Below are 21,260 nucleotides of genomic sequence, written 5' to 3' on the forward strand. Positions count from 1 at the left end.
GTTCAACTGCTATACGAACGGCGACGCCGGTGTCCTGGCGTCGCCTTTCGCGCGTCCGCGCGATGCTCGCATGTCGACGCGCCGGCGCAGATATCTTTCCGCTTGCACTGCAAAGAATGGCGCGTAAAACTAAGCTTCGCTAGTCCGCGCAAAATGCCATATCTGCATACGTATGCGCGGAATGCGTACGAGCAAGGAGGGACCGATGGCAAGCAACGAGTACACGCTGTCACACCAGGACGTGGTGAAGGCCATCGTTATTCATCAGGGTATTCACGAGGGGTTCTGGACGCTGAACATCAATTTCGATGTCGCGGCCGGCCACGGTGCGCAAGTGCCCGACCCGTGCCTCGAGGTGACGATCAGAGGCATCGGCATCATGCGCGCGTCGCCTGTCGATCCGTTCGCGATCGACGCCGCGCTCGTCAATCCGCCGGCTCCCCAGCGTATCGAGGGAACCGTGCAGATCGCCGCGGGCGTCAACGGTACGCACGAGCGCGGCATGCAATTCTGCCGCGACGTCTATCGCAATGTCGCGGTACAGAGCGCGGTTAAAGCGCCCAGCAAACCGAGTTGACCTGGCGGGAACGCGCCGCTTCTTTTCGAGCGACGCATCGCGACGGCTGTGCTGTGTGGATGACGCCTTCAGCGCGCCCATGCTGATCCGTAAACTACCATCAGGCGATCCATGGCACTGCCGCTTAGGCCGTTGTAAAACGGTGCGAAGGCAGCGGGAGAAATTGCCGTCGGACGCCATATTCAACGCGAACACGAGTGCAGACACCTTCGATCAGGAACATGCGTTCATGCCCGGCGAGCGCGCCTTCCGGCGCTGGTGACACCGGAATTCGCCCGCGGGCCGCCTTCCTGTGAAGGCAGCGAGACACCGAGTGGCAGCTTATGGCCGCATAAGGCCGCGGACGCAAGGCCCGCAACCCGGACGGTTGTCCCGGGCATGAATGCACCTTGAAAATATACCCGGAGGTAAGCTGGATAGGCTTCTTAAAGCAGTGGACCGTATGTGCGATGCAGGGATGATCTTCCGTTAGAATGCATTTCTACAGAACAAGCTTCCGGAATCGCCCATGACCACCCGAAACCGCCCCATCGACAACCAGGATCGCAAGATCCTGCGCGAGTTGCAGAAAAACGCGCGTCTGAGCAATGCCGAACTGGCGGAGCTGGTCGGCATGTCGACCACCGCCTGCTGGAACCGCACGCGTCAATTGGAAACCGACGGATACATTCGCGGCTACGTCGCGCTACTCGATCAGCAGAAGCTCGGCTTCGCTGACGTCGTACTGCTCGAGGTAACGCTCGACCGTCACGACGACGACGCCCTCGCCCGCTTCGGTGCCGAGTTGGCCACGCTCACGGAAGTGCTCGAGGCCTATCTCGTGTCAGGCGACTACGACTATCTGGTGAAGGTTGCAGTGGACGGCACGGCGGGCTACGAGCGCTTTCTGCGCGAGAAGCTCTACAAGATCGCCGGCATCCGTCATAGCCGCTCGATGTTCGCGCTGCGCTGCATGAAAAGCATCCCGTCCGTGCAGGTGTAAGACGCGACGCGTGCGTGCGCGCACTCATTTTCAGCGCAGCGGCTTCTGACACGCCGCCAGCACCGCGCCCGCCGCGAGCAATAGCGCGGAATACACGAGCCCGCGCGCGAGGCCCGCGCCGTCCGAGACCCAGCCGATCACCATCGGCCCGACGATCTGCCCGAACGCGAACACGATCGTGAACGCGCTGATGCCCTTGGCCCAGTGACTCGCGGGCAGATTGTGGCGCACGAAAGCCGTGGTCGACGCCACGGCGGAAAGGAAGGTCGCGCCGAACAGCAGACCCGACGCGAACGCGACCCACGGCTGCGTGAACAGCGCGGGCAGCAGCGTCGCGATTGCAAGCAAAGTGTTGAGCACCGCGAGCGCTTGGCCGCCGCGCATGCGGTCGAGCAAACTCGACCACACACGCGCCGAGACCACGGTCGCCACGCCGAGCAGCAGATAGAAGCCCGTGACGACAACCGCGCTCATGCCTGCATTGCGCAGCAGCGCCACGATAAACGTCATGTAGCCGATATAGCCGACGCCGAACAATCCGTAACCCGCCAGCGCCGGACTGAAGCGCGGCCAACGGGATGCTTCGGTGGCAGAGTATGAATGTCCAGCCGACGCACCGGTCGCGTGCACGCTTTCGATTTTTCGCGCGGCGCCGATAGCCACCGTGGAGAACACCGCACACGCAAGCGCGAGCGCGAACCACGCGAACTGCCAGCCGTGCGCGACGTTGAAAATGGTCAGCGGCACCAGCACCGACGACGCCACGATGCCCCAGCCCGTGCCACCGTAATACAGGCCGAGGACGAGCCCTGCGTCGCGCGGCCTCGCCGACGCAAGCCGCGCCGCCAGCACGCCGCCGCTGATGAAAATCGCCGCACTGCTTACGCCGGTGACCACGCGCAACCCGAGCAGCGAGTGAGTGTCTGCAAACAGGCCGCTGCCGGCCATGAGGAGCGCGGTTGCCACGCAGCCGCCGCCGAACAGCGTGCCGGCCGACCAGCGGTGCGCAAGGCGCGGAAAAGCCAGCGCGCCGAGCAGATAACCCAGCGCGTTGGCAGTGTTCATCGCGCCGGCTTGAGCGAAGCTCCAGCCGAGGTCGAGTTTCATCGACGGCAACAGTAGTGCGTACGCGAAACGGGCCAGCCCGAGCGCGATCGCGCTTCCCAGCGACAGGGCCGCGGCGAGCGTCAGCGTGGGGAGGCGTCGCGCCGCTTCGGTGGGCCTGGAGGTCGATGCGTCGAGTGTTTTTATCGGCATTTCGCTAGCGGAAGTGGGCAAGGAGGCTGCAAGCCGCTTGTGCCGGCAAGGCTGAAGCCGGCACTTCGCCATCATATCCGGGGACGCCGGCCGGGGTTGACCGTTAGTTGCGTTAATAATTCGACCGTTCACTACTCGGTCTACCTGCATTTCGCGCCTGGTGTCGGGTGCAAATCCACCGCGCGCCCCTTCTAAATGCGAATGATTTGCATTTAGAAGAAATTTAGCTCATCATGCGGCTCATCCGGTTCAAGGTGGCGCAAGCGCCTGATGCCGGCCCGACACAAGCACCTGACGCAGACTCTGCGTCATCGCCCATTCGTCGCACGACATGCGCTGGCCTGCGACGCGGCATCCGTGCCATCCGGCCGGCGCGATTCATTGGACCGTGTCCACCCAGGAGCATCGATGAACTTTCGCTCTCAACACGCCGGCCGCGCGGAACTGATCGACGATCATCCGACCGATACCGCCGACGCCCCCGATCGCACCGTCCTGAGTGCGGTTCGCACGTGGCTGCGGCCCGCCTGCGAAACGGCGAGCGGCGCCGTGCACTGGCGCGACATTCTCAGCGGCGTCGGCTTGCGCCAGGACGGCATCGAACACTTCGATCTGCTGATGCGTTCGCTAATGCACGTGTCGTATCGTCCGCTCGACATGCGCTGCCGCTGCGCCAGCGATCTCGGCAAGGACGAAGCGGTGATTCTGCAAACCATCGCGCTGCTGCAAAAAACTCACAGCGGCGCCGCGTTGCGCATGTTGAACGAATGGCTGCCTGCGCCCGCGGTAAGTGGCGTTCTGAAGCTGATTCGCTGGTTCGCCATCGATCTGCTCGACGCCGGTGTGGAACTCGACGTGCAAGCACGGCGCGTCACGTACATGCATTGAGGAATGCCTGCCTATGCCAATGGAATCCGACCAGGTTTGTCTGGCGACTTCGCGCGTACGAATGCGTGACAGCGGCGAGCCACATGGCGTTGAAGACGGCGTTGAACGTACCGCCAGCGGGCATGCCGTGCATCCCGCTCCGATCGAACACGCTACTGGCACGATAGCGGCACCAGCATTCCGGTGCCATCCGCTGTCACGCACCCATCCGTACAACGTCGGCGCGCCGCGCACAGGCGAGTTGCATCTTTGGCGATTCCGCTGCGAATGGTTGCCCGTTCCCGTGCAGGAAGGCGATAGCTGGCTCTCGAAGACCGAGCGCGAGCGCGCACGCTTGCATCCCAACGCCGCATTGCGCAAACGCTTTATCAGCGCGCGCGTGGTGGTGCGCTGGATCGTCGGGAACCTGTTCGACTGCGAGCCGCACGCCGTCGATCTGCAAGACGACGGCAGCGAGAAACTGCGTGCGCGTCATCCTCGCGACGGTCGCGGCATCGCGATCGATATCGCGTATGGCGGCATCTGGATCGTGATCGGCGTTGCATCGGCAACGCTTGGATTGAGTGTCGTCGTGCCCTCTCCCGGCACGGCGCCTGACGAAACGCCGGAAGCGTCGCGCCGGCGCGCTCGCTATGGCAGTCTTTGCAACGCGTTGCGTTACGCGCCCGTCGATATCGATATCGATCTGCTGTTCAGCCCCATTGCAACCGGTACCTTCGATCTCGCGGAATATGGCCGCTGGCATGTGCTCGACGTGCCGATGGCCGGCAAGATTCGCGCGGCGGTCGCGCTTGCGCAACCGCTCACTCAAGTGCACACGTTTGGCTGGCCGAAGGCTTTGGCATTTGGAGAGGCAAACGCATAATGCGCCACGCGGCCGCTATCGTCCGAACGCGGCGGCCGACCATGCCAGGCACGCGGCATAAGCGCGCGGCGCCGCAAGCCAGTGCGCGCCGATTTCACGCATGTCGTCGGGAATCTGATTGCGCAGCGTCACGCGCATGCTGTCACGCGGCAGCACTGTCAGACGCTGCAATCCACGTGAGATGCCTGCGCCCGTTGTTTTGACGAGCGCTTCCTTGGCGACCCACGCGTCGTAAAACGCTGCGGTCTGCTGACCCGCTTCGAGACCTTCGATCCACGCGGCCTCTTGCGGATCGAGCGTCAAACCCGCAATCGAATGCCAATCGAATTTGTCGCTGTGCTGCTCGATATCCACACCAACGCGCCGCACCGCCGAGATTGCAATCAGCCCATGTGCGCCCGCATGCGAGACGTTGAAATCGAAGCGATCCGAATCCGCGAGATGGGGACGGTGGTTGGCATCGAGCGCAAAACGCACGGCATGTGCTGCGATACCGAGTCGCCGCGCGAGTTGTTCACGCAACGTCGCACGCACGGCGGCGAAACGCAACGCGTCTTCATGGCGGCGAAAGTCGCGGGCTCGCGTGCGTTCGTCGTCGCCAAGGGACGCGAAAGCCGGGGCGTCCAGCGGCATAGTGAAGTCGATATCGATCCGCCACAACGCAATGTCTGACGGGCCGTCGTGCGGCAGCGGAACAGGGTCGATGGAATGCATCGCAAAGGTTCGGACGGTCTATGGGCGGTCGCAACAGAATAGTCACGACTCTACCCGATAATCCCGTCCGCACCGGCACGCGGCTTCAAACGTGTTTGACGTCCTTCGGCACGCCGAACAACAGCGCCACGCCGCTGACGAACAGTAGCGCGGTCAACAGATACAGCGCGTTGTCCATGCTGCCAGTATGCGTCTTGATCAGACCGATCACCCACGGACTGACAATCCCGCTCGTAATGCCGATGCTGCTGATCAGCGCAATCCCAGCCGCCGCCGCGGTGCCGGACAAATAGCCCGAGGGCACCGTCCAGAAGATCGGCAACGCCGCGAAGATCAGCACCGCGGCCAGCGAGAGAATCGCGAGCATCGCTGGAAAGCTGCTCAGATGAAGCGTCAGCAACGACAGCGCGACGCCGCCACCGATCGTGCAAACCGCGAAATGCCGGCGACGTTCTCCACGACGATCCGAATGACGCGCGATCAGAATCAGCCCCACCGCGCCGATTGCATTGGGAATTACCGTGTACAGGCTGATTGCAAGAACGTCATGCACGCCGAAGTCGCGAATCATCAGCGGCATCCAGAAGTTCAACGTCAGCGAGGCGCAGGTCAGTGAAAAATAGATGAACGCGAACAGATAGACCCGCGGATTGCGCAACGCCTGCACGAACGAGCGCGACGAATGCGCTGCAGACGAAGCACGGCGGTCTTCGTCGCGTTGCGCGATCAACTGCGCTTTCTCCGCGGCCGTGAGCCACGTGGCGTGCTGCGGGCCGTCCACCAGATAGAACGCCGCAAGCAGACCGAGCACGATGGCAGGCGCGCCCTCGATCACGAACATCCATTGCCAGCCGAACAATCCCAGCACACCGCCCATGTCGCGCATGATCCAGCCGGACACGAGGCCGCCGAGCACCCCCGCTACCGCCACGCCCGCAAAGAAGATCGACAGCACGGCCGCGCGCCGCCGCGCCGGATACCAGTAGGTCAGATACAACACAATGCCGGGAAAGAAGCCCGCTTCGAACACGCCGAGCATGAAGCGCAGCACATAGAAGTGCGCGGGTTTCGCCACCAGCATCATGCCGACCGATGCAATCCCCCACAGCAGCATGATCCGCGTGAACGTACGGCGTGCGCCGAAGCGCGCGAGCAGCATGTTGCTCGGCACTTCGCATAGCACGTATCCCACGTAGAAGACCGCCGCGCCGAGCCCGTACATTGCATCGCTAAAGCCGAGGTCGTGCTTCATCTGCAACTGCGCGAAGCCGATATTGATGCGATCGAGAAACGACACTACATAGCAGAGAAACAGAAACGGAATGATCCGCTGCGAAACCTTGCGATACAGCAGGTCGTCGTGCGCGGCGGCGGATGCACCCGGCTCGAGCGCGGGGGCGAGGGATTGGCTCATTGGTTATCTCCAAACGTGAGGGTCCAACGGACCCATTGGGTCCGGCGTCTTGATGCGCCGCGTTGTGGTCTGCTACTGAAACGGCAGGCGAGGTTGTCGATGCGCCGCGCTGCCGTGGTGGATTGCGCGCGGCTCGAATGGCCACGGGCGGTTTCTCTTCACTCCTGCCGGTTGTGGGTTCGCCAAAACCCGCTTCAGGCCGCCAGCGGATGCGACTGCGCGTCTCGAACCGTAGCAACGTCGATCGCGCCCTCGCGGGCATACCGCATTGCTTCGAGCAACGTGGCGTGATCGCCGATATGGTTGGCGAGCAGCAGAATCAGTTGCGCATTGGCCGACTGGCTCTGTGCGTCGTCCAGATCCCGATGCATATCGATCAACGCCTCATAGAAATCGTCGGGGCGGGCGAGATTGGGTTGCGTGTTCAGTGTCATGTCTGTCTCCTGCTATTTTTTGCTGGTGCGGCGCGTGCGGCGCGAGCCGCTTTCGCTACACGTTCAAGCCGTGCCTTCCACGTACAACGCGCGTTTCAATGCAGACTCGACATCGCCCGCGGCGACTTTCCGCCAACGCGCGCAAACATGCTGGTCCGGACGGATCAGATAGAACGTGCCTGGCTTTGCGTCATAACGCGCATGGACCAGCCCTTCGATATCGTGCGCGACCTGAGCGCCTGTAGACGCGTCGGACTGCGCGGCGTCACGCGTCACCACCACCAACTTCAACGGAATCGGCCCGCTACGCAACGCATCCAACGTGGCCCGAGTGGCCTGATCGACACCGTGCTCGCCGCAGAACAGCAGACCCGTGAATTGCTGGCCGAGTTGCTGCAGCAGCCATGCCGGCTGTTCCGCCACCTGCACCGGCGCATCCACGCACGACGCGCCCGGCACCATCGCGCCTTCGAAGTGGTCACTGTCCGCTGTATTCAGCGGAGAATCACGCAACACCGCCGGCACCGACAACCGGCCGCTGTTGGTCAATTGCCGCGCAAACGGATGATGACGGGCGAGCTTCAGCACCGCGTCGCGGAATACACGGCTCACGGGGCTCTTTGGCGTGATGAAATCTGTAGAGCGCGTGGAATTGCGGATGTTTTCGTCAGCGGCGAATTCGCGCTCGGTGGCATAGGTGTCGAGCAAAGCGTCGGAGGCTTTGCCTTCGAGCACCATTACCAGTTTCCATGCGAGGTTTTCCGCGTCCTGCACGCCGCTGTTCGCACCGCGTGCGCCGAACGGCGATACGCCATGCGCGGAGTCGCCGGCGAACAGCACGTTGCCGTGCCGGAAACTGTCCATGCGCAAACACGAAAACGTATAGACGCTGACCCATTCCAGCTCGAACTTCGCGTCCGGCCCGAGCAGCGCACGCACGCGCGGAATCACGCGTTCAGGCGTTTTTTCCAGCACGGGATCAGCGTCCCAGCCCAACTGGAAATCGATCCGCCACACGTTATCCGGCTGACGATGCAGCAGCACCGATTGATTCGGATGAAACGGCGGATCGAACCAGAACCAGCGTTCGGTCGGAAACTCGGCTTCCATCTTGACGTCGGCGATCAGGAAGCGATCTTTGAACGTCACGCCTTTACTGTCGAGTCCCATCAGGTTGCGGATCGGACTGCGTGAGCCGTCGGCGGCGACCACATAACGGCCGCGCAACGCATATTGACCGTTGGGCGTATCAATTGTCAGCGCCACGCCGGCGTCTTGAGTGCCGGGCGTGCCGTCTTGCTGCACGCCGACCACCTTGCTCTTCCAGCGGATCTCGAGATTGGGCATCTCCTGCGCGCGTTCGAGCAGAAAGCCTTCGACGTAATACTGCTGGAGATTGATGAACGCGGGCCGGTTGTGGCCCGCTTCCGGTTGCAGATTGAACGTGTACACTAACTCGTCTTTCAGAAACACCTTGCCGACATTCCAACTGATGCCCTTGTCCACCATTCGCTGCCCGCACCCCAGGCGGTCAAAAATATCGAGTGAGCGTTTCGAAAAACAGATCGCACGCGAACCGGTGGATAGCGAACAATCGTCGTCGACCAGCACGACCGGCACGCCCTGCTGCGCGACATCGATCGCGGTAGCGAGACCCACCGGCCCCGCGCCGACTACGATCACGGGATACGCCGCCTGGTCCGCGCCGCCTTGCGCGCTCTGTTCGCGGCAAGGCTGATAGTCGAACGACAGCGTCTGGTAGTTGATGCTCATCTTGTGTCTCCGTCCTTCTCCGCTCTGCTTTGTCTTGCTGTGTGCCGGTTGCTGTCAGGCTTGCAGCGCGTCCCACATTTCCTTGTCGCGTTGCGCGGTCCAGATGCGCGGATGCGTGATACCGCTCGCTTCGTCGAAAGCACGCGATACATCGAACGGCAGGCAATGCTCGTAGATGAAGACGTGGCCGAACTTCGGATCCATCGCTTTGCGCGTGTGGGCCATCGCGGCCTTCAGATCGAGTTTCTGCTCGACGGCTTCACGGCCCTGTTGCAGCAACGTGGTGACAAAGTCCTTCGTGTAATCCAGGCCCTTGTTGACGTCTTCCGGCGTGGTCAGCGCGGGGCCGCGGCCCGGCACGAGCTTGTCGGCCTTCAGCGCGCGCAACGCTTCGAGCGTGGCCGGCCATTGTTCGAGTTGCGCGTCGCCGCAATAGCAGGCTGCGTCGTATTCGACCAGATCGCCGGAGAACAGCACCTTCTGCGACGGCAGCCACACCACTGTATCGCCCTTGGTGTGACCCGCGCCGAGATGCGCGATGCGCACTTCGAGCTTGCCGAGGAACAGCGTCATTTCCTTTTCGAACACGAGTGTCGGCCACGTCAGGCCCGGCACCGTTTCGACACCGGCGAACAGACGCGGGAAGCGCTCGATCTCCGACTTCATGTCCGCTTCGCCGCGCTCGACGATCATCTCGTACGTGCCGCGGCTCGCGATCACTTCCTGCGCGCCTTCCTCGAAATACGCCGATGCACCGAGCACGCGCACCGCGTGGTAGTGCGACAGCACGACGTATTTGATCGGTTTGTCCGTGACGCTGCGAATCTTCGCGATGAGGTCTTGCGCCATGGCCGGCGTGGCGGTGGTATCGACGATCAGCACGCCGTCGTCGCCGATGATCACGCCTGAATTCGGATCGCCTTCAGCGGTGTACGCATAGGCGTTCTCGGACAACTTGGTCCACGTGACTTTCTTGACTTCCAGATCGGCCTGGGATGCGAATGCCTTTGCCATGATGCGTGTCTCCCTCAAAAGTTGAACGTGAGGCGAGACGGCCGGCTGCGCGAATGCCGCGCGGGCTGACGGTATTGGAGGATTGTCTCGCCCCGTTTTTGACTCTGTGACTGCGCCGGTGTGTCGGGGTGAATGCATCTTAGGACGGGGTCAGTTTATTTGTCAATAGCGAAATGTATCGCTATACGCAAACTCCGAGAGGCCTAAGATGAATTCAGGAAGGCACACGCCTTCGGTTAACATGGACCCTTTTTACGGATGAGCGCGGGTGTGAGCAAAGCAGCGAAACCGGCCACGGGCAAAGGCGCGAGCGGCCGCGACACGGCGGACGGCGGCAAGACGCAGCGTGGCATTCAAAGCGTCGAAGTGGGCGGCCGCGTGTTGCTGGCGCTCGCGCAGGCGCGCGCTCCGCTCGCCTTGTCCGACCTCGCCACCGCCGCGCGGATCGCGCCGGGGCAGGCGCATGCGTATCTGGTGAGCCTGAGCCGGCTGGGTTTGATCAAGCGCGACGAACTGTCGGGCCGGTACGAGCCCGGGCCGCTGTCGCTGCGGCTCGGTTTGCTGCATCTGCAGAATCAGCCGGCGTTTCGTGCCGCCGTGCCGCGCGCGGGCGCATTGGCCGAAGCCATCGGCTTTAGCGTCGCGATCTGTATTGCCGGGCCGCAAGGGCCGACCATCGTTCGCTATGAGCACGCGGGCTTTCCGTTGCACGTCAATCTGCATGTGGGCACGGTGATGTCGCTGCCGGCCACATCCACGGGACGTGTGTTTTGCGCGTTCCTGCCGCGCGACGTACGCGATGCCATGTGGGCGAATCAGTCCGGCGCCGCGAATCGCGCGATCACGCAGCCTGACGAAAGCGCCGCCTTCGAGGCCGCGCTGGACGCAATCCGCGCGCGCGGCCTGGAAAGCAGCGTGGATGCGCCGAGTCCGGGCATCAGCAGCCTGTGCGCGCCCGTGCTGGACGCCGACGGCCGCCTGTCGCTCGCGCTAACGGCGATCGGCTCGACCGGCGCGATCGACGTCGCCGCCGACGGCCTGATTGCGCGCGCGCTGCTTGCCGCGGCGCGCGACATCGGCGCCCAACTGGCTGCCGAGCCTTCCTTGTTAGCCTCTTGCGCATCGTGACCGATCCTCTCGACACGCCTCACACCCTTTCCGCCGACGCGAAACCGCAGCGCGGCATCCAGTCGCTCGATAGCACCGGCGAGTTGCTGGCAGCGCTGGTCGCGGCGGCGCGGCCGTTGAGCCTGCGAAACCTCTCGGCGGCGGCGGGCATGCCGCCGGCGAAGGCGTTTCCGCACCTGGTGAGCCTCCTGAAAATCGGTTTGCTCGACCGGGATGCGTCCGGTTGTTTCGAAGCCGGGCCGCTCGCGCTGGAGTTGGGTCTGATCGGCTTGCAGCGCCTGTCGCCGACGCGCGAAGCGGAACCCGAGGTGGTCGAACTCGCGGCGTCGACGGGCATGAGCGTGGCGATGGCGGTGCTCGGGCCGCTCGGGCCGACCGTCGTGCGTCTGGAGGAATCGGCGCGGCCGCTGCATGTGAGCCTGCGGGTCGGGACGGTGATGTCGCTGGTGAATACGGCGATAGGCCGCGTGTTTGCCGCCTATGTCGCAGACGACGTGCGCGCCGGTTTGCTGGCGCAGGATCATTTGCGCCTCGCGGGTGCGGATGCGGCGGATGTTTTTGCGGGGAAAGCGGCGTCAGCGGGCGGGGGCAAGGGCCAGGGCAACACGGACGCCGCCCCGGCGCCGCCGCTGACTCAAGCCTACGCGCAGCGTCTGGCGCAAGTCCGCACGGACGGGATCGATACGGCGCTCAGCCGGCCTGTGCCGGGCATCGACACACTGGCCGCGCCGGTGCTGGATCATACGGGCAGCATCTGTCTGGTTCTGGCGTTGATGGGGCCGAGCGGCAGTTTCGATAGTGAATTGGCAGGCGGGCCGGCGCAGACTCTGCGCGCCGCGACGATGAGGTTGTCGCGGCGCTTCGGGTGGATGGCGGCGGCGGAGTAATCGTTTTTTTTTCGAGAACAGCTCGTTTGGAATCGTTTCGAGAACGGAGTAATCGAAACGATTGCAGCACGGAGCGACTTCCACATCGCGCACCGGCACAGATCAAAATCGCACCCCCTCAATCCCCCGCCGCCTCCGGCTCATGCGACGCCAACCGCGCCTTCGCATGCCGCATCTTCTCCAGCGTCTTCGGCCCCGCTTTGAGCGCGACGCCAATCGCCAGCGCGTCCATGATGCAAAGATGCACGAGTCGCGACACACCCGGCGTATTCGGATCGATCGGACTCGGCACGCGCAGCAGCAGCGGAATATCCACCAGCCACGCGAGGCGCGAGCCGACATTGGTCAGCGCAATCGTGGTTGCACCACGTTCCTTGGCAATCTGAATACTTTCGTTCACTTCCACACTGCGGCCCGAATGCGAAATCGCAAAGGCCACATCGCCCGGCTCCATCAAGCCTGCGTAAAGACGCTGCAGATGTCCGTCCGTGAATGCGGTAGACGCAATATCGAGCCGCAGGAACCGCAATGCCGCGTCTTGCGCGACCAGCCCAGAGCCCGAACCGACGCCGAAGAAAAACACCCGCCGCGCGCCCGACAACGCCGCGATCGCACTCTCGACCACCGCGGGGTCCAGAGCGCCGCGTGCATGCGTAATGCCGTCGACAGCCGCCTCGCCCACCTTGTCCATGAGCGTCTGCACGTCGTCGTCGCGCGCCACTGCCGTGGAGGCATACGGCACGCCGCCCGCCACGCTCTGCGCCAGCTGCATCTTGAAGTCGCGCAGGCCATGTGCGCCGATCGCGCGGCAAAACCGCGTGACGGAAGGCTCGGACACCTCCGCGCGCTGCGCGAGTTCGGTGATGCTCGCGCGCATCGCGAAGTCGACGTCGCTCAATACCATGTCGGCGACCTTGCGCTCGGCGGGCCGCAAATTGGCAAGTGCGCTGCGAATGTGGGGAATCAAGTTCGGTGCGGACACCCGGTGTTCCTTAAAAGCGCTCCCAGACCTGTCGCTTCGCGCCAGGCCCCCGAGGGGGCGAGAAAACTTGGGGCGGCCCGGTCTCAAACGGCAACACGCGGTTCAGACCAGCCTGCGTCCACTCTCCGTATCGAACAGGTGAATATGCTCGGCCGGCAAACGTAGCGCAATACGCTCGCCGGGCTCGATCTTCGAGCGCTGGCGAGTCGTCACGCACCACGTGCTGCCGCCTATTTTCCCGTACAAGTGGGTCTCCGCGCCAGTTGGCTCGACCACTTCGACTTCCATCGTGGCGTCGGGTGTCTGCGCCATTGTCTCGATGTGCTCCGGCCGCACACCGAGCGTGACCTTCGCGCCGACCACGGCGGAAGCGGGTGCGCGCTCCAGCACGATCTCGCCGCCGCCGTCCGTGAGTTTCAGCGCGAGGCCCTGGCCTTGCGCGCGGCTCACGATCATACCTTCGGCAAAATTCATCGACGGCGAACCGAGAAAGCTCGCCACGAACAGATTCGCCGGATGGTCGTACAACTCCAGCGGACGGCCGATCTGCTCGATACGCCCCGCGTTCATCACGACAATGCGGTCAGCCATCGTCATGGCTTCGATCTGATCGTGCGTCACGTAGATCACCGTATTCTTCAGCCGCTGATGCAGCGCCTTGATTTCCGTGCGCATCTGCACGCGCAGCTTGGCGTCGAGATTGGACAGTGGCTCGTCGAACAGGAACAGCGACGGCTCGCGCACCACGGCGCGGCCCATTGCCACGCGTTGCCGTTGACCGCCCGACAGCGCGCGCGGCAAGCGGTCCAGATAACCGCCGAGGTTCAGCATTTTTGCAGCGGCTTCGATCCGCGGCTTGAAACTCGCCGCCGACTCCTTGCGAATCCGCGGCCCGAACGCGATGTTTTCATAGACCGACAGATGCGGATATAGCGCGTAGCTCTGGAACACCATCGAGATATTGCGCTGCTGCGGCGCGAGACCGTTCGCGCGCGTGCCGCCGATCATCAGATCGCCGCCGCTGATCTCTTCGAGCCCCGCCACCATGCGCATCAACGTGCTCTTGCCGCAGCCCGACGGTCCGACCAGCACCACGAATTCGCCGTCGTCGATGTCGAGATCGATGCCGTGCACCACTTGCGTGTCGCCGTAGCGTTTGAAGATGCCGCTCAGTTGCACTGCTGCCATGCTGTCCTCATCGTCTTCTTTCGTTGACTCGATCTCGTGCCTGCGCACAGGTTGCTTCAGGCGGTTCAGAGCGATTCGAGCGTCAGTTCTTCCGCCATCAGACGGTTGCCGGCCATCAGGCCGCCGTCCACCGGCAACGCGACGCCGGTAATCACGCGCGCCATCGGCGAGGCGAGAAACAGTACCGCGTCGGCAATGTCGTCGGGCGTCGCGAAATCGCGCAACGGGTACCACTTTTTCAGGTCTTCGAAGACCTGCGGATTCTTCTCGACGCGCGCCTGCCAGGCCTGCGTCTTCACCGTGCCCGGACACACGATGTTGGCGCGAATGCCGTAGCGGCCCAGTTCGAGCGCGAGTGCCTTCGTATAACTGATGAGCCCGGCTTTCGCCGCACTGTAGGCCGGATGACCGAGCGCGGCCATGCCGTTCACCGAGCCGATCAGCACCAGCACGCCCTGCCGCCGCTCGATCATGGACGCGCGCACGGCTTCGACCGTGTGATACGTGCCGTTCAGATTCAGATGAATGTCGCGCTGCCAGCTCGCGGCATCCGTCGTGGCCAGCGTCAGACCTTGTGCCGCGCCGGCGTTGGCGACCAGCACGTCGACCGGGCCGCGCGCCGCGACTGCCGCGGCCACTGACCGTTGCACCGCGGCGGCATCGCCGAGATCGACTGCGATTGGCGTGACATACGCCGCGCCGAGTTGTGCGGTCAGCGCGTTCAGTGCGGCGGCGTCGATGTCGACCGCCAGCACCGTATCGCCCTGCTCCACGAAACGCTTGCACAACACGCTGCCGATGCCGCCGCAAGCGCCCGTTACCAACACCGTACGATTCATGTCCGCCTCGTTCTTCAGCCGCGCCGCCAGCACCCGATTAGCTTGTAAATTTCTTACATAACCTGGCTTGACGAGTTACCTGGCCATCCCAAAGATTGGGTATCCGTGACTTCACATTACACAGAATATCGCCTGATTTACAGCATCTTATGCACAAAACCGACCGGGAAAAAATATGGCAGACCCTACGTGACAACCGGTTTTTCGTCATGTAGGATTTTTTCAAACAATCCAACCCAAAGCGGCCGGCGACGGCAGCAAACCACCCCACCATCGCTGGATGGGACCGGAGTAAGCGCTAAACCGCTAACCCCGTTCGACACAGGAGAGAGAAATGTCGTTGCATGCCCGTGCTTCCCTCGCGCTCGGCAAAGTTGCCGTGGCGCTCGCGTTTGCAGGTATCGCCGTCGCGGCTCACGCCGACACGGTCCGCGTGACTGTCGCGCACTACAGCGACGCAACCGCGCCATACTTCGAAAAGATGGCCCGCAACTTCGAGAAGGCCAATCCCGGCACCACCATCAAGATCGAAGACGTGAACTGGGACACGCTGCAACAGAAACTGCAAACCGACATTTCCGGCAACGCCAACGCCGACCTCGCGATCGTCGGCACGCGCTGGCTGCTCGACTTCGTGAAGGACGACGTCGCGGAACCGCTCGACGGTTACATGGACGCAAGCTTCAAGGGCCGCTTTATCGGCCCGTTCCTCGCCCCGGGTGAAATCAACGGCAAGGTGTACGGCCTGCCGATCGCCGCTTCGGCACGCGCGCTGTACTACAACAAGGACCTGCTCGCGAAGGTCGGCTATCCCGACGGTCCGAAGACCTGGAACGACGTGATCGATGCGTCGAAGAAACTGAAGGCGCAGGGCATTGCCGGCTTCGGTCTGCAAGGCAAGGAAATCGAAACGGACGTCTACTATTACTACGCCCTGTGGACCAATGGCGGCGACGTGGTCGGCAAGGACAACAAGGCGGCATTCAATTCGCCGGCCGGTATCAAGGCGGCGACGCTGTACAAATCGATGATCGATCAGGGTCTGACGCAACCGGGCGTGACCGGCTACAGCCGCGAAGACGTGCAGAACCTCTTCAAGCAAGGCCGCGTTGCGATGGTGATTTCGGCGCCGTTCCTGTCGAAACAGATCAAGAAGGAAGCGCCGAACCTGAAGTACGGTATCGATCCGATTCCGATGGGCACGACGCACGCCACGTACGCCGTCACGGACTCGATCGTGATGTTCAAGAACTCGAAGGTGAAGAAGTCGGCATGGAAGTTCCTCGACTATCTGTTCACGAAGGAACCGCGCGTGGAGTTCACCACGACCGAAGGCTTCCTGCCGACCACCAAGGCTGAATCGACTGACCCGGCGTTCAACGATCCGGACACGAAGGCGTTCGTCGCGTTGCTGCCCACGGCCCGCTTTGCGCCGACGGTGACGGGTTGGGAAGACACCGCGAAAGCCGTGACCGACGCAATGCAGTCGATCTACCTGGGCAAGGCGAAACCGGCTGACGCATTGAATGCGGCGGCCACGCAGGCGAACAAGTCGCTCGGCAAGTAATCGCGCAGTGATCTCCTGCTGAAATCGTACTGACCCCGTCGCGATCTGCTGAACACGGAACGCGCGCCGCCACAGGAAAGGCGGCGCGCGTTTCGGTCGTAATGCACTATCTGGCCCATCCCGTCGCGCCCGCCGATCAACGCGGCCGCGTCTTACGATCGAGCACGCATGAGCCGTTCTGCTTCTTCGCGCCTGCAAGCGCCCTGGTTGCTGATAGCGCCGAGCCTGATACTGGCGCTCTTCATCATCAGCTATCCGATTTTCAACATCGTGTGGCAATCGCTGCACGAGGTCTCGCGCTTCGGCGCAATTCGCGACTTCACCGGCCTGCAGAATTTCTACACGATCTTCGGCGACCCCGCGTTTCTGGCAGCCGCCAAACGAACCATTGTCTGGACCGTGTGCGTGGTCGGCGGCACGGTGCTGATTTCGGTACCCGTTGCGCTGGTATTGAACCAGGATTTCTATGGACGCGGCGTGGCGCGCACGATTGTGATGCTGCCGTGGTCCGTCTCGCTGACCATGACCGCCGTGGTCTGGCGTTGGGCCTTCAACGACGACTACGGCATGGTCAACGTGACGTTGCAGAGGCTGGGCCTGATCAGCGGTCCGATTCATTGGCTGGCCACGCCGGAGCTCGCTTTTCCGGTCGAAATTGCAGTCGGCATTCTGGTGTCGATCCCGTTTACGGTGACGATTCTGCTCGGCGGATTGTCCTCGGTGCCCGGCGATATCTATGAAGCCGCGCGCATGGACGGCGCGAGCGCCTGGCAGCAGTTTCGCAAGCTCACCATGCCGCTGTTGCGGCCGTTCATCAACATGACGATTCTGTTGAACGTGATCTACGTATTCAACTCGTTCCCGATCATCTGGGTGATGACGCAGGGCGGCCCGGACAACAGCACGCATATTCTCGTCACGTATCTCTACGAGCTTGGTTTCCGGCTGGGGCGTCCCGGCGAAGCCGCGGCGGTCTCGCTGATCATGCTCGTCATGCTGTTCGTTTTCTCGATCGCCTATCTGCGCCTGCAGCCCGCGAAAGAAGGAGATCCGTCATGACTCTCAGCATCAAGATGAAGCGTTCGCTGTGGTGCTGGCTCGCACTGTCGCCCCTGGTCGTGGTGGTGCTGTTTCCGTTTGCCGTCATGCTGTTCACCGCTTTGAAGCCGGCCTCAGAGATATTTGTCTACCCGGCGCGGTGGCTGCCGGTGCATTGGCAGTGGAGCAATTTCTCCGACATGTGGGTGGCCGCCAATTTCGGCGTGGCGCTGCGCAACAGCACGGTGATCAGCTTGCTGTCGACCGCGCTTGCGCTGGCCGTCAGTCTGCCGGCCGCTTATGCGTTGGCGAGATTTCCGTTTCGCGGACGCGGCTTCTACCGTCAGTTTCTGCTCGTCACGCAGATGCTGTCGCCTATCCTGCTCGTGGTCGGGTTGTTCCGGCTGGCGGCGATGATTCCTTATGGCGACGGCAACCTGGTGGACTCCAAAATCGGCGTGATCGTTTCTTACGCGGCCTTCAATATCGCGTTTGCCGTGTGGATGCTCTCTTCGTACTTTCAGACGGTGCCGCGCGATCTGGAAGAGTCGGCCTGGCTCGAAGGATGCGGACGGACCAAGGCGGTCTTCAAGGTGTTCCTGCCGCTCGCGGTGCCTGCGATTGTCGTCACCGCGATCTTCACGTTCATCAACGCGTGGAACGAGTTCGCTGTGGTTTATACGTTGATCCGTTCACCGGAGAACAAGACGTTGACCGTGCAGGTCACCGACATGGTTGCCGGGAAATACGTCGTGGAGTGGCATCTGGTCATGGCCGCCACGCTCTGCGCGACGCTGCCGGTTTCGGTTGTGTTCGCGTGGCTACAGCGGTATCTGGTGAAGGGGCTCGCGTTGGGCGCGGTGAAGTAGCTTTTCAGGAAGGCGCGGCAGGTGGCGGCCTGCCATCGCATTCGTCATGCGGCGTTGCGGCGATTGTCAGAGCGCGAACCCGCCTAACGGGCCGCGCTCGCCTCATGCTTCGTGTTACTCCGTACCGCGCACAATCCGCAGGTCGCGCTCGACGCCATCACCCAACGCCTCCAGCGCTTTCTTGTAGGCATCGCTTTCATAGGCGGCGACGGCCGCTTCGTAGGTCGAAAACTCGATGACGACCGTACGCTCCTTCAAGCCTTGCTCACGGGCCTCGTCCGCCACGCCACGCACGATGAACTTGCCGCCGGCAGCCGCCACGGCGGGCGCGGCGAGTTGCGCATACGCGGCCAGTTTTGCCGCGTCCTTCGTTGCGCGATATGACGTCACCCAATATCCCTTGCTCATTTGAAGCTCCTTTCAACGTTGGAAAAGCAGTCGTTGTCGTGCACGACGGCAAAGACGGATTATGACGCTTGCCGGCATCCCTGTTGCTCGCAGGGTCAATCGTCGGCATTGCTGTGGTGAATTGTAAGACCCCGGCTTGCATGCCGTCTCGAGCCAAGTTCTGCAAATACCGGCAATTCCGGTTACGCTGTTTGCGACTGCCGCTCTGGAACCGAAGCCGGCGCGCAACAGATTATCTCCAGCCGCAACTATCTCGCATGGGACCAGGAACACCCCAATGACACAAGCGCTCACCATCGATTTTGTCTCCGATATCGCGTGCCCGTGGTGCGCAATCGGCCTCTCCTCGCTCCAGCTCGCACTATCGCGCCTTGGCGACGCGGTCGACGCTCGAATCGTCGTGCATCCGTTCGAGCTGAATCCGAACATGGGGCCGGACGGCGAGACCATTGTCGAGTATCTCGGCAAGAAATATGGGCGTACGCCGGAGCAGATCGCCGAAACGCATGCGGCGATCCGCGAGCGCGGTGCGAGCGTCGGTTTCACGTTCGGCCCGCGCACGCACGTCTACAACACGTTCGACGCGCACCGCCTGTTGCATTGGGCCGGTGTCAAAGGCGGGCAGTTGCCGCTCAAGCTGGCGCTGCTGCGCGCTTACCACTCCGAAGGCAAGGACACGAGCGACCATGAAGTGCTGATCGAAGCGGCGCAATCCGTGGGACTCGACGCCGCGGAGGCTCGTGACGTATTGCGAAACGGAACATACGCGGCCGAGGTTCGGGCGGAGGAGCGGAATAACGAGGCGATGGGCATCCAGTCGGTGCCGGCCATTATCTTCAACCGTCGCTACCTGGTGAGCGGCGGACAGCCCGTGGAAACTTTCGAGCAAGTCATCCAGCAGATTCTGGCCGAAGCGAAGAACGAAGCTTCGCAGGACACGTAAGGCCGCACGTTGCCATGCGCCGGCAACGCCGCGCGCGGTGGAAGATGGAACGACTGCGCTTCTGGGCCGGAGCGTTCCGGTTGACTGACGGCCTTGAACCCCGCGCTTGCACTGTGACGTATGCCCGGCAGATGCCAGGGCATACGTATTCACACATCACTCGACGCCAGGCCGCCTAGAACGCGTGACGCATACCCACGGTGACCGCCACTTGCGTGTTGGTCGCTGACGGCGACAACGTGTTGATCATGGCATGCGAGAGTACGGAGTCCGCAGGCGCCCCGTGCACGTTCTGATAGACGCCTTCAAGATAGAAGTCCGTGCGCTTGCTGATCGCATAGTCGGTCTGCAGCATGGCCGTGTTCCATCCCGGCGACGAACCGTTATATGCGCCATGTGTGTACGTGTATGCGCCCGATACGGTCACCGCCGGCGTGAGCGCGTACTTGGCGTTCACTTCGTAGTTGTCGAGGCGCAATGAGCCATTCAGCGATCCAGCAGACGTGTCGCCCGAACCGAGGTAGCTGCCCGTGCCGAAGGAGAACACACCCGACGCGTTGTCGATCTGAGTATGGCTCCAGACCAGCCCCACAGTAGCGGGCCCGAATGTATAGTTGCCGCCCAGCGACCAGATACGCTGGCGTTGCGCGAGGAAGTTCGCGCTTGCATCGCCCGACGTCACCGCGCCGCTGCCGTCGCCCGCGTTGTTCAGTTGCAGATAGCCTGCAGCGAGATTCAGCGGACCCTGCGCATACGAAATGCCGAACCCGTATGACCGGTTATTGCCGAAGTCGCCCGCCTTGTTGCTGAACGAATACATCGTTTCGAACGTGACGCCGCGGTAAGTCGGGCTCGCGTACTTGACCGAATTGTTGATGACGACGGAATTCGCAGAAAGGTTGTCGTTTTCGAACGGATGCGCGGCCATGCTGCCGCCCCACGTGTTGAATTCCGCCGTGAGCGGTCCGACCAGGTCGTTCATCACGTCGAACTGGCGACCGAACGTCAAGGTACCGAAAGGATCGCTTTGCAGGCCGACCCATGCCTGAGAGCCGAAACCATCGCCGGAGAATGCCTGGGCGCCATTGTTCAGCAGGAAGCCTTGCTCGAGTTTGAAGACCGCGTGCAAGCCGCCCCCCAGATCCTCCGAGCCCTTGAGGCCGAACACCGTGTTCTGCGTCGAACTGGTCACTTCCTGCCAATTACTGTGCCCAAGCTGATTGTTCGTGTAAACCAATCCAGTATCGATGAGGCCGTAGAGGGTCACGCTGCTTTGCGCATGCGCCGACATCGTAAATGCGCCGAAGAGCGCGACCGAGAGTAAAGACTTTTTCATACTTGTTGGCTCCGTGATCGTGATCAAGCAGTAATTGAGGGGCTCAATTGCTCTTTCCACCAGCGCCATGACCGCACATGCAATACGTTTGCAACCGTTGTTGCGCAAACTGCGAGAAGCATAAGGTGTTGTTTATTGATTATTGCGCGTCACGTGA

At 62.4% G+C, this 21,260-nt stretch carries 21 protein-coding genes; 10 read left to right on the forward strand and 11 right to left on the reverse strand.

Features of this window, described 5'->3' with window-relative positions:
* The first annotated feature begins 205 nt into the window (after positions 1-205).
* Positions 206-577, forward strand: a complete 372-nt coding sequence (locus PDMSB3_RS34015) for a hypothetical protein (protein ID WP_007178293.1) — start codon at positions 206-208, stop codon at positions 575-577.
* Positions 578-1,085: 508 nt separating this feature from the next.
* Entirely contained in the window at positions 1,086-1,559 is a 474-nt protein-coding gene (locus PDMSB3_RS34020; protein ID WP_007178294.1) for an Lrp/AsnC family transcriptional regulator, read from the forward strand.
* A 30-nt stretch (positions 1,560-1,589) separates the two neighbouring features.
* On the opposite strand, the gene PDMSB3_RS34025 is transcribed toward PDMSB3_RS34020, so the two are convergent.
* Complete coding sequence (locus PDMSB3_RS34025) at positions 1,590-2,816, reverse strand: YbfB/YjiJ family MFS transporter (RefSeq protein WP_165189725.1); 1,227 nt, start codon at positions 2,814-2,816, stop codon at positions 1,590-1,592.
* Between the two features lie 408 nt (positions 2,817-3,224).
* On the opposite strand from PDMSB3_RS34025, the gene PDMSB3_RS34030 reads away from it, so the two are divergent.
* Both PDMSB3_RS34030 and PDMSB3_RS34035 read left to right on the forward strand, forming a co-directional pair.
* Positions 3,225-3,704, forward strand: coding sequence for a hypothetical protein (locus PDMSB3_RS34030; RefSeq protein ID WP_007178296.1), 480 nt, complete (start codon positions 3,225-3,227; stop codon positions 3,702-3,704).
* 13 nt (positions 3,705-3,717) lie between these two features.
* A complete protein-coding gene (locus tag PDMSB3_RS34035) occupies positions 3,718-4,569 on the forward strand; it encodes a hypothetical protein (RefSeq protein ID WP_007178297.1) in 852 nt (283 codons plus the stop codon).
* A gap of 15 nt (positions 4,570-4,584) precedes the next feature.
* On the opposite strand, the gene PDMSB3_RS34040 is transcribed toward PDMSB3_RS34035, so the two are convergent.
* From PDMSB3_RS34040 to PDMSB3_RS34060, 5 genes are all read right to left on the reverse strand, one after another.
* Positions 4,585-5,283 (reverse strand): 4'-phosphopantetheinyl transferase family protein, encoded by a 699-nt coding sequence (locus tag PDMSB3_RS34040; protein ID WP_007178298.1) that lies wholly within the window; start codon positions 5,281-5,283, stop codon positions 4,585-4,587.
* Positions 5,284-5,368: 85 nt separating this feature from the next.
* A complete protein-coding gene (locus PDMSB3_RS34045; RefSeq protein ID WP_007178299.1) occupies positions 5,369-6,697 on the reverse strand; it encodes an MFS transporter in 1,329 nt (442 codons plus the stop codon).
* A 194-nt stretch (positions 6,698-6,891) separates the two neighbouring features.
* A complete protein-coding gene (locus tag PDMSB3_RS34050) occupies positions 6,892-7,131 on the reverse strand; it encodes a DUF2783 domain-containing protein (RefSeq protein WP_007178300.1) in 240 nt (79 codons plus the stop codon).
* A 63-nt stretch (positions 7,132-7,194) separates the two neighbouring features.
* Entirely contained in the window at positions 7,195-8,904 is a 1,710-nt protein-coding gene (locus PDMSB3_RS34055; protein ID WP_007178301.1) for an FAD-dependent oxidoreductase, read from the reverse strand.
* A 54-nt stretch (positions 8,905-8,958) separates the two neighbouring features.
* A complete protein-coding gene (locus PDMSB3_RS34060) occupies positions 8,959-9,918 on the reverse strand; it encodes an MBL fold metallo-hydrolase (RefSeq protein WP_007178302.1) in 960 nt (319 codons plus the stop codon).
* 258 nt (positions 9,919-10,176) lie between these two features.
* On the opposite strand from PDMSB3_RS34060, the gene PDMSB3_RS34065 reads away from it, so the two are divergent.
* Positions 10,177-11,046, forward strand: a complete 870-nt coding sequence (locus PDMSB3_RS34065) for an IclR family transcriptional regulator (RefSeq protein ID WP_165189341.1) — start codon at positions 10,177-10,179, stop codon at positions 11,044-11,046.
* Positions 11,043-11,933 carry an IclR family transcriptional regulator gene (locus PDMSB3_RS34070; protein WP_007178304.1) on the forward strand — a complete coding sequence of 297 codons (891 nt, stop codon included), beginning with the start codon at positions 11,043-11,045 and terminating at the stop codon, positions 11,931-11,933. The genes PDMSB3_RS34065 and PDMSB3_RS34070 overlap by 4 nt, the downstream gene beginning before the upstream one ends.
* Before the next feature lie 118 nt (positions 11,934-12,051).
* Here the strand turns inward: PDMSB3_RS34070 and PDMSB3_RS34075 are convergent, their stop codons facing one another.
* The 3 genes from PDMSB3_RS34075 to PDMSB3_RS34085 form a co-directional block, all read right to left on the reverse strand.
* Complete coding sequence (locus tag PDMSB3_RS34075; RefSeq protein ID WP_007178305.1) at positions 12,052-12,915, reverse strand: MurR/RpiR family transcriptional regulator; 864 nt, start codon at positions 12,913-12,915, stop codon at positions 12,052-12,054.
* Positions 12,916-13,017: 102 nt separating this feature from the next.
* Entirely contained in the window at positions 13,018-14,103 is a 1,086-nt protein-coding gene (locus PDMSB3_RS34080) for an ABC transporter ATP-binding protein (protein ID WP_165189344.1), read from the reverse strand.
* 65 nt (positions 14,104-14,168) lie between these two features.
* Positions 14,169-14,942: an SDR family oxidoreductase gene (locus tag PDMSB3_RS34085; RefSeq protein ID WP_165189347.1), complete on the reverse strand. Its 774-nt coding sequence runs from the start codon at positions 14,940-14,942 to the stop codon at positions 14,169-14,171.
* 334 nt (positions 14,943-15,276) lie between these two features.
* Between PDMSB3_RS34085 and PDMSB3_RS34090 the strand changes: the two genes are divergently transcribed.
* The 3 genes from PDMSB3_RS34090 to PDMSB3_RS34100 all read left to right on the forward strand — a co-directional run bounded on the left by PDMSB3_RS34090 (position 15,277) and on the right by PDMSB3_RS34100 (position 18,416).
* Positions 15,277-16,509 carry an ABC transporter substrate-binding protein gene (locus PDMSB3_RS34090; protein WP_007178308.1) on the forward strand — a complete coding sequence of 411 codons (1,233 nt, stop codon included), beginning with the start codon at positions 15,277-15,279 and terminating at the stop codon, positions 16,507-16,509.
* Positions 16,510-16,677: 168 nt separating this feature from the next.
* The gene (locus tag PDMSB3_RS34095; protein ID WP_007178309.1) at positions 16,678-17,568 is read left to right on the forward strand and encodes a carbohydrate ABC transporter permease; all 891 of its coding nucleotides are present in this window, start codon (positions 16,678-16,680) and stop codon (positions 17,566-17,568) included.
* The gene (locus PDMSB3_RS34100) at positions 17,565-18,416 is read left to right on the forward strand and encodes a carbohydrate ABC transporter permease (RefSeq protein WP_165189350.1); all 852 of its coding nucleotides are present in this window, start codon (positions 17,565-17,567) and stop codon (positions 18,414-18,416) included. The genes PDMSB3_RS34095 and PDMSB3_RS34100 overlap by 4 nt, the downstream gene beginning before the upstream one ends.
* Before the next feature lie 114 nt (positions 18,417-18,530).
* Here the strand turns inward: PDMSB3_RS34100 and PDMSB3_RS34105 are convergent, their stop codons facing one another.
* Complete coding sequence (locus tag PDMSB3_RS34105; protein ID WP_007178311.1) at positions 18,531-18,824, reverse strand: DUF1330 domain-containing protein; 294 nt, start codon at positions 18,822-18,824, stop codon at positions 18,531-18,533.
* Positions 18,825-19,101: 277 nt separating this feature from the next.
* Here PDMSB3_RS34105 and PDMSB3_RS34110 point away from each other — a divergent pair, with 277 nt between their 5' ends.
* Positions 19,102-19,767, forward strand: coding sequence for a DsbA family oxidoreductase (locus PDMSB3_RS34110; protein ID WP_165189353.1), 666 nt, complete (start codon positions 19,102-19,104; stop codon positions 19,765-19,767).
* A 175-nt stretch (positions 19,768-19,942) separates the two neighbouring features.
* Here PDMSB3_RS34110 and PDMSB3_RS34115 read toward each other — a convergent pair whose 3' ends face one another.
* On the reverse strand, positions 19,943-21,103 hold the full coding sequence (locus PDMSB3_RS34115; protein ID WP_007178313.1) for a porin: 1,161 nt from the start codon (positions 21,101-21,103) through the stop codon (positions 19,943-19,945).
* Positions 21,104-21,260: the final 157 nt, after the last annotated feature.

The organism is Paraburkholderia dioscoreae, assembly GCF_902459535.1.
GTDB classification, from domain to species: Bacteria; Pseudomonadota; Gammaproteobacteria; order Burkholderiales; family Burkholderiaceae; genus Paraburkholderia; species Paraburkholderia dioscoreae.

What these genes read in the sequence shown, in the direction of transcription:
- PDMSB3_RS34015 (WP_007178293.1), top strand. Translation starts at nt 206, where the DNA reads ATGGCAAGCAACGAGTACACGCTGTCACACCAGGACGTGGTGAAGGCC.
- PDMSB3_RS34020 (WP_007178294.1), top strand. Translation starts at nt 1,086, where the DNA reads ATGACCACCCGAAACCGCCCCATCGACAACCAGGATCGCAAGATCCTG.
- PDMSB3_RS34025 (WP_165189725.1), bottom strand. Translation starts at nt 2,816, where the DNA reads ATGCCGATAAAAACACTCGACGCATCGACCTCCAGGCCCACCGAAGCG.
- PDMSB3_RS34030 (WP_007178296.1), top strand. Translation starts at nt 3,225, where the DNA reads ATGAACTTTCGCTCTCAACACGCCGGCCGCGCGGAACTGATCGACGAT.
- PDMSB3_RS34035 (WP_007178297.1), top strand. Translation starts at nt 3,718, where the DNA reads ATGCCAATGGAATCCGACCAGGTTTGTCTGGCGACTTCGCGCGTACGA.
- PDMSB3_RS34040 (WP_007178298.1), bottom strand. Translation starts at nt 5,283, where the DNA reads ATGCATTCCATCGACCCTGTTCCGCTGCCGCACGACGGCCCGTCAGAC.
- PDMSB3_RS34045 (WP_007178299.1), bottom strand. Translation starts at nt 6,697, where the DNA reads ATGAGCCAATCCCTCGCCCCCGCGCTCGAGCCGGGTGCATCCGCCGCC.
- PDMSB3_RS34050 (WP_007178300.1), bottom strand. Translation starts at nt 7,131, where the DNA reads ATGACACTGAACACGCAACCCAATCTCGCCCGCCCCGACGATTTCTAT.
- PDMSB3_RS34055 (WP_007178301.1), bottom strand. Translation starts at nt 8,904, where the DNA reads ATGAGCATCAACTACCAGACGCTGTCGTTCGACTATCAGCCTTGCCGC.
- PDMSB3_RS34060 (WP_007178302.1), bottom strand. Translation starts at nt 9,918, where the DNA reads ATGGCAAAGGCATTCGCATCCCAGGCCGATCTGGAAGTCAAGAAAGTC.
- PDMSB3_RS34065 (WP_165189341.1), top strand. Translation starts at nt 10,177, where the DNA reads ATGAGCGCGGGTGTGAGCAAAGCAGCGAAACCGGCCACGGGCAAAGGC.
- PDMSB3_RS34080 (WP_165189344.1), bottom strand. Translation starts at nt 14,103, where the DNA reads ATGGCAGCAGTGCAACTGAGCGGCATCTTCAAACGCTACGGCGACACG.
- PDMSB3_RS34085 (WP_165189347.1), bottom strand. Translation starts at nt 14,942, where the DNA reads ATGAATCGTACGGTGTTGGTAACGGGCGCTTGCGGCGGCATCGGCAGC.
- PDMSB3_RS34090 (WP_007178308.1), top strand. Translation starts at nt 15,277, where the DNA reads ATGTCGTTGCATGCCCGTGCTTCCCTCGCGCTCGGCAAAGTTGCCGTG.
- PDMSB3_RS34095 (WP_007178309.1), top strand. Translation starts at nt 16,678, where the DNA reads ATGAGCCGTTCTGCTTCTTCGCGCCTGCAAGCGCCCTGGTTGCTGATA.
- PDMSB3_RS34100 (WP_165189350.1), top strand. Translation starts at nt 17,565, where the DNA reads ATGACTCTCAGCATCAAGATGAAGCGTTCGCTGTGGTGCTGGCTCGCA.
- PDMSB3_RS34105 (WP_007178311.1), bottom strand. Translation starts at nt 18,824, where the DNA reads ATGAGCAAGGGATATTGGGTGACGTCATATCGCGCAACGAAGGACGCG.
- PDMSB3_RS34110 (WP_165189353.1), top strand. Translation starts at nt 19,102, where the DNA reads ATGACACAAGCGCTCACCATCGATTTTGTCTCCGATATCGCGTGCCCG.
- PDMSB3_RS34115 (WP_007178313.1), bottom strand. Translation starts at nt 21,103, where the DNA reads ATGAAAAAGTCTTTACTCTCGGTCGCGCTCTTCGGCGCATTTACGATG.